Origin of the sequence: Microcoleus sp. D3_18_C2 (assembly GCF_036702395.1) — a bacterium.
Taxonomy (GTDB): Bacteria; Cyanobacteriota; Cyanobacteriia; order Cyanobacteriales; family Microcoleaceae; genus Microcoleus.
Genome location: NZ_JAUBTG010000040.1, coordinates 1 through 10,548 on the forward strand (window position 1 = coordinate 1; position 10,548 = coordinate 10,548).

Consider the following 10,548-nt stretch of genomic DNA (forward strand, 5'->3'; position numbering starts at 1 on the left):
TTAAGAATTGTTTTATAAAAAACAAATCATGCACAAATATGATTTTCTGTCAACTTAATTTAGATGCGTTTACCCTGATTAGGATGCTAATCATGCTGCTAACTTCTCCTGTTGTTTGACAGTGACAGTAACAGAGCGGCCTAAAGCTTTAGTAACAATCCGCTGCACGGATTCAAGGTGACTCTGAAACTTGTTCGCGTATTTTCTTTCTACTACTAACACACATGAATCAGCAGAAAGTTCGGCAATTTGAGCGCGGTTTAACAGGCTACGATTGCCTGGTTTCGCTGCTGCTACTACTTGCGCCCAAGTTGTCTCAAAGTCAGGAGAATCTGCCTCTATTTTTTGAGGACTTTTATCAAATTTGTCGGGCTGATTAGATGGGAAAGTTGCCGGCAATCGCATTTCCTTGGCTACAGGTTTGCTTGACAGCATCAAGTTCAGCAGGCAAACTTCTAACCACGTAGCTGCATTGGTGCTAGTTCTCAATTGAAATTCTGATTTCTGCAATTGTGCACAAGCCGCATCAATTGTTTCAAAATCCAGATGAAGAGCGAGCGAGCGCAGTTGTGAGTAGCCTACTGGCCCTGCAATTAAATTCTGGCAGTGGCGCGTTGATTTGACAATGAGCAAATCTCTCATTGCTGCTAGCAAGCTGCTGAGAATAAGTTTAGGGGTTTTGCCGCTGTCAATGAGCGTTCTCGAAGATTGCAGTACGCTTAAGGTATCGCCAGAATGAATGGCTTTGAGAAGGGCGATCGACTCTTGCTCGCTGATACTGCCAGATACTTCTGCAACTTGAGTTAGGGTAATCTCTGAGTTTAGCAGTGAAAGCTGAGAGAGTAATTGCAAGGCATCTCTTAACCCTCCGTCGCAGGTGCGAGCGAGATCCCGCATGGCATCACTTGCGATCTCAATAGATTCAGCAGAGCTAATTTTGTGCAATTGTCCGACAATAGCATCAACTGACAAGGCTCGGAAGTTAAAAGTTTGGCAGCGGGAGATAATTGTCGGCAGGACTTTATGTGCTTCAGTCGTACAGAGAATAAATACCACATGAGCCGGAGGTTCTTCAAGGCATTTGAGGAGAGCATTTTGAGCGCTGGTACTGAGTTGGTGGCACTCGTCTAAAATCCAGATGCGGTAAGGGCTCATCGCTGGCGCAAAGTTGCTGTGTTGTATTAATTCTCTGGCATCATCCACGCCATTGTGAGAGGCAGCATCGATTTCAGTTACGTCTAAGCTTGAACAGGAGTCAATGGTTTTGCAGCTTGAACATTCTCCGCAAGGAGTGGCGGTTGGCTTTTTGCTATTCAAACAATTGAGGGATTTAGCAAGAATGCGAGCGGTTGAGGTTTTGCCTGTTCCTCTGGGGCCAGTAAACAGGTAAGCTTGAGCAATTTTGTCGGAGGTGATGGCATTGGTCAAGGTTGTTTTGATGGTGTCTTGACCCACTAATTCTTGGAGGCTTTTGGGTCGGTATTTGAGGTGCAGTGGTTGGTACATTTTGAGTCGTTAGAATACTTCTGGTAACTATTCCCCGATAGGGGAGGCGTGAGCCGTGCCTGAAATTAAACTCATATTTTTTGCAGGAGAGGGCATCAAATTTAGATGCCACTCCCACATGCACGACTATTCTTGCGGAGCGACAATATATTCGCACTCCTTAGCCTCTGTACCCGACGCAGGCGTTCCAAACGGTGCAATCAGTAGGGGAGTAGTAGGAGTTGCCATTAACACCCGCAAATCAGAGCTGGAAATCGCTTTGGCTGTATCAATCAAATAGCGGATGTCGCACTTGAGACAAAACTCACAGCCCCAGAGTTTAGCATCAACTGTTTCAGTTCCTGAACTGAGAGTATTGTTGAGTGATGCTCGCAATTGTTGGGCATCTAAATCGAATTCTAAAATAGCTGTTAGGTGAGACTTGTCGCTGTGAGAAGCTAACCTCTCTAAGGCTTTTAAAAAGCTCAGCCTCTCAACCACCACTTGATGGCTAAATTCAGGTCGATAGGGAGCGATAATTTGGTCACAAACCGGATATTGCCCTTCTAGCAACTTCGTGGTCAACCGCCAATTATTCCACTCGAATGCGACAAAATTACTAGGTTGCTCTGGCAAACCTTCATAGTAAATCGTAACTTTGTCAGCAGAATTCAAAGAACGCTCCAATAACCGGAGTACCTTAGCAGGGACAGTAAAATTAACTACTTGACTGCTCAAAAGATGGGAATTGCTGCTTTCGTTCAATCCTAAAACCATTGCTACCCGATGCCCATCTGTCGTCCAAACTCTCAGTTGATCGAGTCCTCTGTCTGCGTCGTGACTGAGTTGAAAATTGCCTCCTGTTAAAATGCGTTTGTTTTCCTCAGAACTTACAGCAAATAAGCTAGCTTTTAGGACAGAAATTAATACGCTAGCAGGAAGCGTTACAAGTTTCTGTTGAACGCTGGGGATAGCCGGAAATTCGTCCGCAGCTAGCCCGCGAATGGCGTGCTTGCTTCTTGACGCACTCAGAGTGGCACTGACTGATGGAACGTGGCTTCCTTTAATAATTTCAGAAGAACTCTTTAAGGTGAGGCTGCCGTTAGGAAATTTTCCCAGAATGTCAGCAAGTATGGGTGCGGGGAGGGTAAGCTTTCCAGATTGATTGACATTCGCACCAAAGCTCACTTGCATTCCAAATTCTAAGTTGTAAGCAGTCAGATGCAAATGTTGAGTTTCTGCATCAGCTTCAATCAAAATATTGGACAAAATGGGATGGCTGCTATTGCTGGGAATGATGCCTTTCAGGGCTTGTATATAATCGTTGAATTCTCTTGAATTGCAGGCAACTTCAATAGCTGATGGGAGAGGAGAAGGGGAAGGCAATATTGCCTCATTTGAGAATGTTTCTAGAGAAGAAGAATCGACTGCTGGAAGTTCTGCAAAACTCGTGCAAGTTTGCAAGGCTTCTACTTTTTGTGGAGAGATTGTTAAGGGTTCGCAAACCGAGTCAGTTTCAGTTGTTGGTTTGACTGATTTCTTCACAGTTTTGGCAGAATTACGTGCTGTGGCAGTCGAGCGTTTTTTCTTAACTGTTATCTCCAAATTTTCCTCTTGAGGCGGTGTTCCTGTTAGTCGAGATTTTGCCATAATTAGCCTGGTGTCAGGGGTGCGATTGGCCGCTGCGGTAGCAGCACTTATTCAGGTTGTTGAGAAAGAGGAGTGGGAAGGGGAAGGGGAAGGAGAAGGAGAAAGAGAAGGAGAAGGGGAAGGAGAAGGGGAAGGAACCCACGCTTAAAAGCATAGGATTGAAGGGTAGACATTTTGTATCTAACTCGGTGGGTATCGATACAATTATTAATTTTTTTAGCGTTGCTATCAACCCAAAACTAAAGTTTTTTTCTCCATTTTTACCTTCTGCTTCGCCTTGCCTTTCCGTTTCCCTTTCTTCTTATTTTATAAATATAGCAATCCTAAGTGATTTTCTAGATATGTAAAATCTGAAAGTCTTGCTATACAACAAGTCTAAGAAGACAAGAGGGCGTTGTGTTGTGAGACTCAGATCGGATTGCTATAGGACTTACGCACAGACTCTACTTGTAGGGTGCTGAGGGCACACGTTACTACTACAGATAGTGTGAAAATTGACTTATGCAGCGTAAGTCCCGATGGAGAAGCTTTCTGAAAGTTGAGCGTTAGTGACTGTTTTTTAGAAAGGTATGGACCTGTTAGTTGAGGACTTTACCTGTTAGTTGAGGACTTTACCTGTTATAGCAACAGCCAAGACGGTTAGCACCTTCTTAATCGCTGAAACCATTGCTCTTACTGCTTCTTCCTTCTTCCTTCTTCCTTCTGCTATAGTTGAGGACTTTACCTCTTGGTTGAAAAGTTTACCTCTTGGTTGAGAAGTTTATTGTTTGAGTACAAGTCATTGGGGGCAACAAATAATATTCGATATCGGCAGCGGCTTGCACCGACATAATAAAGTCGATGGTACTCTTTAAGTTTCTGTTGCCTGCTCAAATCTTGACCGATTAACAATCTGCTGAAAAGGTCGCTTCCGTCAACACCAACTTCATCAAAAGTGCTGCCTTGCGAATTGTGAATAGTCAGAGCAAAGCAATTGTTAATTTCAGCAAACAAGTCATCTTTGAACCAGTAATATTTCCTCCAAAGAAATCCATTGCGTTTAGCACTCTTGAGCTTTTCTTTAAGTTCAGCCTGGTAGCGCTTATTTTCGGACTCGTGCAGGACAAAGATTTGCCGAAATAAACCGTCATCAGTCACAATTTTTAGCAGCCAAACTCGATAGCCTCCGTGCTGGTTAATCTCAACTTCCTTGACGGTAAATTCCGTTGAAGTCGGCAAAATTACGGTTTTGCCGTCAGGTGCCATGACGGGTTTTTTGGTAATTAGCCTTTCTCCCGGTACAAATTGGGGTGCAGCTTGACCGTAGACTTGTTCTCTGATAAGCTGATTGTAGTATCTGACTCGTTTGTTAGTCCAGCACAGAATTCTGAAACGATCGGGATTTTGACCAAATTCCAGATCGATCGTTTTGACAGCATATTGTAGCAGCGTTTCTGATTTAATTTTGAATGCACCGTTTGACTTGTCTCCTTTTTTGTATTTAGAGTGTGGCAAAAATATGTCTGCTTTGCTATTGACAAAAGAGCGGCATTCTGTTATGAAATCGAGCACAGGGCTTTCCCCTGCTTGCCTGACAACTTTGGTCAGTACAGCTTTATTGGTAATGCTGAAAGCAGGCGACTTTTTTTCTCCTACAGGATTGAGCTGAGCGGGGTCGCCCATTAAAATTAGCTTGCGGTGATTGAAGAACGTGCGTTCAAAATTGCGTTCTATCCATTTCCACAATTCGCTTCCAACCATCGAACATTCGTCGAGGAAGATGATATCGTAGAGGTGAAGGCTGCTGGAACTTGTCTGTTCCAAAGCTTTTTCTTGTTCTTTTCTGACCATGCCTAATCCTAAAAGTTGGTGTATTGTCATAAAATCTACTCCGAAAATGCCTTGAGACGCTGCCATTTTTCTGAGGATGCCGACTGCTTTGTTAGTAGGTGCTGTGAGGGCAATGCGTTTGCTTTGACTCAAGAGTTCTTGGATAATTTGAAAGACTATTGTGGATTTTCCAGTTCCTGCGTAGCCACACAGCAAGAAGAATGACTCGGTAGTGGTTAGAAAGGTTCTCAATTTGTCAAGGGCTTGCTGCTGTTGCGGTTTGAGCGTGAAGGGAAATTGTGTAAGTTTTTGGGGTTGTTCGAGTAAGGTTTGAATCATTAGTTAGCGTCCATTACTAATTTTATCAACCTCTGATTAAGCGTTAGCTTGACGGGGGAGTCTTTCAAAAGTAGGTTTTTTAGATTCCGGGCAAGGAAGATTCCTAAGTCTTGTTAATAAAATTTTTAAGACAAATAGGAAATTTTTCTGTTTTTTGTTCCACCAAAAAAGCACCCTCCACACCCTACGAAGTGCTTGCTACTTCCCACTCATCTCGTAAATGGCATCCTTTCTAAATCAAGTTTAACAACTTTTTCCAGAGCTTCAAGACGCTTGTTTAATGTTTTATGTCGGGGACATTCTACAGCATACTCATATTTAGAACCTGTATGTTGCAGTTCATAAATTTGGCACTCAATTAAATTGCTCAAGTTGCCGACTAGCTTTTTGACAGGTATTAGCCACGCTTTAGCTAGTGCTTTAGTACGAAACCCAATCCAAGCTGTAAAGTAGGAGCCGTCTTCGCTAATTTGATAAGCCACATTGGGCGATAATTTAACAATAGGTTCGATGCGGGCAATACCCAAACCTTTGAGTTCTCTCAAGCTGTAACTTAGGAGTTCTCCGCTGTTCCACTGGATGTGAAATGGACGTGGCTCTTCAACGTTCAAGTGTTGGACTCTCCCCATTCGTTGAAATCCTTCTCGGTGCTGTAAAATGCAATCTTCCTCTCTAAATCCGTAGAAGCCTTGTTTCTTTGTTAGGTTTTCTAACTGCTGCTTCCAGGCTTCTTCCCAAGCTATGTCAAAGTCGAGAAGTTGGTAATTTTCTTCGCTCAATTGTTGAGCTATTTTTTCTTTCAACTGCTGTTTGTGGATTGGCATAGCGAATTCTAAAAAGTTGTCGGGTACTTCGAGAGCTAAATGCGTTTTAGCTCTGATTATGATATCGGTAACAGATAAATAGCTGGCGGCTTTTAATTGTTGGGGTGTCGGGATATCTATGGTACAAATTGTCGGGTAGCCGGGAAACAAGTTGATGGGAAAGTGATACAATTGGCCGAGAGCCCAGATGAGAATGTGGTGTTCGCTCAGCGATTCTACTTTGAAAGGAGTTGCATTTCTGAATTGTACCTGTTCGGAATTAGCGAGTACGATGGTTGTGCAAGTTGGAAGTTCTCCAGCAGTCTTTTTAGGGATAAACTGAGGCACGATGGAGATTTTAAGGGCGCGGATTTCGTCGAGGTTATAAGTCCAAGAAAATGAATCTTCGCCGGGACTTGCGTCCCAAGTAATTGTCACAGGTTTTTCAGTTTTGTTGAGAGAAGTAACAATACCGTATTGGTTGCCTGTTTTTACGATATCGTTTAATTTGAAGGGATGTTCTTCAGCAGGTGCATCCGCGAGAAAAGGAAAAATTACTGCAATCACTTCTTGGATTTGAGGGGAGTGCTGGCTGGCTGATTCAGGAAAGGTTTTGTGGGGGTTGATAGCGTTCATAACGGTAAGAAGTGGTTATCTCTTAACTTCTCCCGCTAGGGGGTAGCTTTAAATTTGCAGGTGTCCTTAACAAAGGATTCTTGAGCCACCAATTGCAGGAAATAAATTAGCTGTTGTTAGAGGGAGGATCTGTTGTGATGGCAAGCTATACTACTATTAGCCATATGTACGATTGCACAGCTATTAATCATAGTATATTCACTCATATAATTGTAATTACCCGTACAAATACGATAGCTCTATATAGTCAATCAAGACTATGATAAAAAGTTGTAGTTAGTACAATTTAAAAAGTCGAATGCTAACAATTTATTTAGTTAACATCATTCAATTCATAAAAAGTTCTCCCAGCTATCAGTAGGTTCTGTCGCTGGGAGAAATCGCTGGAAAGTCGGTTATTCAACTAACGCAGGTATCTCGATTAATTCGATTTCAAACCTTCGCTGCATTCGCCGTTATTCTTTAGGCACAGTAGGCTTTGGTTGGATGTCAAAAATAATCACAAATGTGCGCGTTTTAACTAACCGCTGCAAAACCCGTAGATGATCGTCTGCATCGTTTCTCTTACGAAATCGTGCCACAATAACACGCTGACAATTAGGAAGCAGGCTAATGATACACCACGGGTGCAATTTTTCAGAGTAGGTCATTTTAGTACCTCAGCATTAAAAGTAACAGATTGTGCTCTTGTTTCATTGCTTGCCAAGACAGTAATTGAATAATTTTGTCAAAGACAGGTCACGGTGACATTGATATTTGACAAGGTTTGTGCTAAGACAAGCTCCCATTATTTTTTGATGCTGAAAAAGCTTGATGTATAGCAGCCAACAAAACTGTTAGAACAAGTCAGCAGTATATGATTGCGACAACGTATACAGTCGTTGCCCTAAACAGTCTTTCCGTTATACGCGCCACTATTAATCCAGGCTATTCTCTTCGCAAGGCGGACACAGGAAAGCCACCAATGTCTCTGGAATTTCCTCAAAATGCTCCAGCAAAAAATCCATTAAAGCCAAATGACGCAAATCGACAGCAGTAGGAAATCTGCGATTTTTACCCGTTTTAAACCAACGCCGCACTGTAGAATCAGAACGAGAACAAATAAAAGCGATTTCCTCATAACTCACTCCCCACTTTTCATAAAACTGCCTCGGTGTCATTCGCAATTGGCATTGACTGTAAACTGCAATCAAATTGCGTTCTCTATCGGTCAGATTCTGCTGCTTTTTTATCATCCTCAAACTTCTCCAAATCTTCCTCCCAGGCAGTATCAAACTGACACCACGTTGCACTTTTGGAATCAGGAGTAAGGCAAATGATGTAACACCACATCCAACAGCATTGACATTGTTCGTAGTTGTAAAATTTGCCGATAACCATTCCTCTGTCAGCTTCTTCGCTAACACCCGTCCAGCGCACCATTTCGCCACAGTTAAAGCGCGGGGGATGAATTTTGGCAAAGTTGGCAGGCAATTCAATTGCAGGCGGCATATCCTTCAAATGTTTTAGTGGCAGGCCCGAAATCAAATCTCGCTTTCCTTTTGAGATTGACATGAGTTCTCAACTGTGCATCTATTGCAACAGATTTGTTTTGATAGATTTTCCGACCAATTTCTTGATAAAGAAATTGCAGCGCGACATCTCCTTGAATCAATCAATTGGAATCTATATTTGACCGACTATTTCCCAATTTAAACTCTGGCTAGGTTATCAATTTTTTGAAATCCCGCCCAATCGCGTTGACTCCTTTTTTGCCCGCTGCAATTAATTTCTAGACTGCTGTTTGTCCGAGAGAAGGTACTAAAACTTTGCTTAAATCGGCTGCGTTTGATCAACCAGAATCCCTTCTAGGATTTATTAGCAGGAGTATTGCCACTGCCAGCAGAGAAGTTGGCAGCGATCGCCCTCAACGGCAAGAGTTGCTACCATATCTAAACCGGGGACTAACTCAATCAAAGACCATCGGAAACTTCTTTTGGATTTTCCAGAAAGTTTAACAGTGCTGCTGGTTCTCCCGGCGCAATCGCAACATCAAATCCATCCAAAGGAATTGAAAGACCTTTACCTACCGCTTTGATGTAGGCTTCTTTGCGAGTCCAGCAGGTAAAAAAAGCTCTCAGTTGTTGATGTTCGGGGAGCGAGCGCAATACGGCGTTTTCAAAAGGCGAAAAAAAACTTTCGGCTATCTGCTGGTAGGGAAAATCTTTACGAATGCGTTCAATATCAATGCCAACTTCTCGATTTTGCTCCACAGCAATGAGAGCAATTCCGTGAGAGTGAGACAAATTGAAGCAAAGTTTATATTCGGATACTGCGGTAACTAAAGATGGTTTTCCGTAGGGGTTATAGCTAAAGCGCAGTTCGTTAGGATTTTTATTTAGATAGCAGCCCAAAATTTTTCTGAGAATACCGCGAGCTGCGATAAAATGCGCTCTGTCTTTCTGAAAGTAAAAACGCTCTGCTCTTTTAAGTTCGTCAGTAGAGAGACTCTCCTGCAAGCTTTGTAGGCAAGATGCTCTCATCTCCAGATCAACGCGCCAAACATGAACCTCATCGCTATTAAGTATTAGGTCTTTTGGGGGTATTTTCCACTCAATTATATTAGTATTCATTATTAGTCGTAAGCCGTGAAAAATTATTGATTTTGCTGCAATTTTTGACAAGTAGCTTGAAGCAAAAGCAACTGATATCTCTTTAAAAAAAAGTGATGGTATGGAAACATTTGCAGCGAACAAAAAGCGATTGTATGTTTGTTCCAACCTTCAATAATATCGGGACTCGTTTCGGGGTATTGCAAACCACCAATTACAGTAATCGGACATTCTAATGGCGCTTCGTTAGTATAAACATAGACTTCATCAATTGCTAAATCTGCCCGCACAATAGGAATCAGTAGTTGCATCATTTCGTAATTTTATATAACTTCTTTAGGGATACCGTTGAGACGATGCAATTCATGCAACAATTCCGGTTCTGACAGAGCGTGCATTGGCTATGGATCGGGAATGTGAGGTGCAAGGCTAGCGGATGCGACTGCTAAAAATTGGTAACTCGCTAAGTAGGACTCAGATTTTCGCAAACAATTAGGCCTACCACCAGAGACCTCAATAACAAATAAGTATCAATTAGGAACAAATCTAGTGAAGAAATGGTAGTTGTAGTTGATAAATAACTACTTTTTGTTGCTATATTTGGGTAAATTAAGTAGTTAAATTAATTCCATATCACACTAAATATTAATTTTCATTAAATATGAATTTTGCAGGTATAAAATTATTAAAAATTTGGCGCTACATCTATTATCTTAGAGTGCTACCATTTTAGCGATGGAACTCCATCAACGCACTTGTTGCATAAATTGATGGATGGTCAACTGATTTCCAGCAACGCGCGATCGCCATCAACAATTCAGGAATATCCTCAGCAGAAATCTCCTTAATTGCATTCTCCACACCCGCTCCTTCCACCAGCTCCCCAGCTACCAGCGAACAAAAATGTTTGCGTGCTCCTGGAGCAATCTTCTGCATCGCCTGCAACAGGTTGTCGAGCATCTCGTCAGTTACACCCTTCTTGCCGTGTCTAAACTGCGACACAAGACTCTCGCTGACCCCAGCAACTCGAGCTAGGGCTTTGCCACTGATATCATAACGTTTCAACGTATTGTGGAAGGCTTCATAAATCAGCATTAAGATTTGTCACCTTAATTCACTGTGGGTGAATCTAGATTTACTATTGGTAAATGATTGGGGTCAAAATGGAGGTTTTCGATGGAGACTGACCTGCATCCACAGCCACATAAAGCTTTTTGGCTGGGGAAGCAAAATTG

Annotated in this window: 11 protein-coding genes; 1 reads left to right on the top strand and 10 read right to left on the bottom strand. The window is 42.4% G+C overall.

All coding sequences use genetic code 11. The features are described 5' to 3' along the window. Positions 1-90: 90 nt before the first annotated feature. Together dnaX and dnaN are read right to left on the bottom strand one after the other, a co-directional pair. Positions 91-1,506 carry a DNA polymerase III subunit gamma/tau gene (dnaX, locus tag QUA88_RS20780; protein ID WP_333273558.1) on the bottom strand — a complete coding sequence of 472 codons (1,416 nt, stop codon included), beginning with the start codon at positions 1,504-1,506 and terminating at the stop codon, positions 91-93. A gap of 126 nt (positions 1,507-1,632) precedes the next feature. Then, positions 1,633-3,135: a DNA polymerase III subunit beta gene (gene dnaN, locus QUA88_RS20785; RefSeq protein ID WP_333211872.1), complete on the bottom strand. Its 1,503-nt coding sequence runs from the start codon at positions 3,133-3,135 to the stop codon at positions 1,633-1,635. Between the two features lie 19 nt (positions 3,136-3,154). Here dnaN and QUA88_RS20790 point away from each other — a divergent pair, with 19 nt between their 5' ends. After that, a complete protein-coding gene (locus QUA88_RS20790) occupies positions 3,155-3,283 on the top strand; it encodes a hypothetical protein (protein WP_333211870.1) in 129 nt (42 codons plus the stop codon). 572 nt (positions 3,284-3,855) lie between these two features. Here the strand turns inward: QUA88_RS20790 and QUA88_RS20795 are convergent. From QUA88_RS20795 to QUA88_RS20830, 8 genes are all read right to left on the bottom strand, one after another. Continuing rightward, positions 3,856-5,283 carry an AAA family ATPase gene (locus QUA88_RS20795; RefSeq protein WP_333273562.1) on the bottom strand — a complete coding sequence of 476 codons (1,428 nt, stop codon included), beginning with the start codon at positions 5,281-5,283 and terminating at the stop codon, positions 3,856-3,858. A gap of 209 nt (positions 5,284-5,492) precedes the next feature. After that, on the bottom strand, positions 5,493-6,722 hold the full coding sequence (locus tag QUA88_RS20800; protein WP_333273564.1) for a hypothetical protein: 1,230 nt from the start codon (positions 6,720-6,722) through the stop codon (positions 5,493-5,495). Between the two features lie 455 nt (positions 6,723-7,177). Next, a complete protein-coding gene (locus QUA88_RS20805) occupies positions 7,178-7,372 on the bottom strand; it encodes a hypothetical protein (RefSeq protein ID WP_246276690.1) in 195 nt (64 codons plus the stop codon). A gap of 267 nt (positions 7,373-7,639) precedes the next feature. Then, a complete protein-coding gene (locus QUA88_RS20810) occupies positions 7,640-7,957 on the bottom strand; it encodes a helix-turn-helix domain-containing protein (protein WP_333273567.1) in 318 nt (105 codons plus the stop codon). Continuing rightward, positions 7,926-8,276: a hypothetical protein gene (locus QUA88_RS20815; RefSeq protein ID WP_333273570.1), complete on the bottom strand. Its 351-nt coding sequence runs from the start codon at positions 8,274-8,276 to the stop codon at positions 7,926-7,928. Before QUA88_RS20815 ends, QUA88_RS20810 begins: the two co-directional genes overlap by 32 nt. 398 nt (positions 8,277-8,674) lie before the next feature. Beyond that, complete coding sequence (locus tag QUA88_RS20820) at positions 8,675-9,334, bottom strand: 4'-phosphopantetheinyl transferase superfamily protein (RefSeq protein ID WP_333273573.1); 660 nt, start codon at positions 9,332-9,334, stop codon at positions 8,675-8,677. Between the two features lie 23 nt (positions 9,335-9,357). Then, a complete protein-coding gene (locus QUA88_RS20825) occupies positions 9,358-9,627 on the bottom strand; it encodes a thioesterase II family protein (protein ID WP_333273574.1) in 270 nt (89 codons plus the stop codon). 415 nt (positions 9,628-10,042) lie between these two features. After that, the gene (locus tag QUA88_RS20830; RefSeq protein WP_333136337.1) at positions 10,043-10,408 is read right to left on the bottom strand and encodes a hypothetical protein; all 366 of its coding nucleotides are present in this window, start codon (positions 10,406-10,408) and stop codon (positions 10,043-10,045) included. Between the last annotated feature and the right edge of the window lie 140 nt (positions 10,409-10,548).

Excerpts from the sequence above, each read along its gene's own strand:
- dnaX (WP_333273558.1), bottom strand. The coding sequence starts at position 1,506 with ATGTACCAACCACTGCACCTCAAATACCGACCCAAAAGCCTCCAAGAA.
- dnaN (WP_333211872.1), bottom strand. The coding sequence starts at position 3,135 with ATGGCAAAATCTCGACTAACAGGAACACCGCCTCAAGAGGAAAATTTG.
- QUA88_RS20795 (WP_333273562.1), bottom strand. The coding sequence starts at position 5,283 with ATGATTCAAACCTTACTCGAACAACCCCAAAAACTTACACAATTTCCC.
- QUA88_RS20800 (WP_333273564.1), bottom strand. The coding sequence starts at position 6,722 with ATGAACGCTATCAACCCCCACAAAACCTTTCCTGAATCAGCCAGCCAG.
- QUA88_RS20805 (WP_246276690.1), bottom strand. The coding sequence starts at position 7,372 with ATGACCTACTCTGAAAAATTGCACCCGTGGTGTATCATTAGCCTGCTT.
- QUA88_RS20810 (WP_333273567.1), bottom strand. The coding sequence starts at position 7,957 with ATGATAAAAAAGCAGCAGAATCTGACCGATAGAGAACGCAATTTGATT.
- QUA88_RS20815 (WP_333273570.1), bottom strand. The coding sequence starts at position 8,276 with ATGTCAATCTCAAAAGGAAAGCGAGATTTGATTTCGGGCCTGCCACTA.
- QUA88_RS20820 (WP_333273573.1), bottom strand. The coding sequence starts at position 9,334 with ATGAATACTAATATAATTGAGTGGAAAATACCCCCAAAAGACCTAATA.
- QUA88_RS20825 (WP_333273574.1), bottom strand. The coding sequence starts at position 9,627 with ATGATGCAACTACTGATTCCTATTGTGCGGGCAGATTTAGCAATTGAT.
- QUA88_RS20830 (WP_333136337.1), bottom strand. The coding sequence starts at position 10,408 with ATGCTGATTTATGAAGCCTTCCACAATACGTTGAAACGTTATGATATC.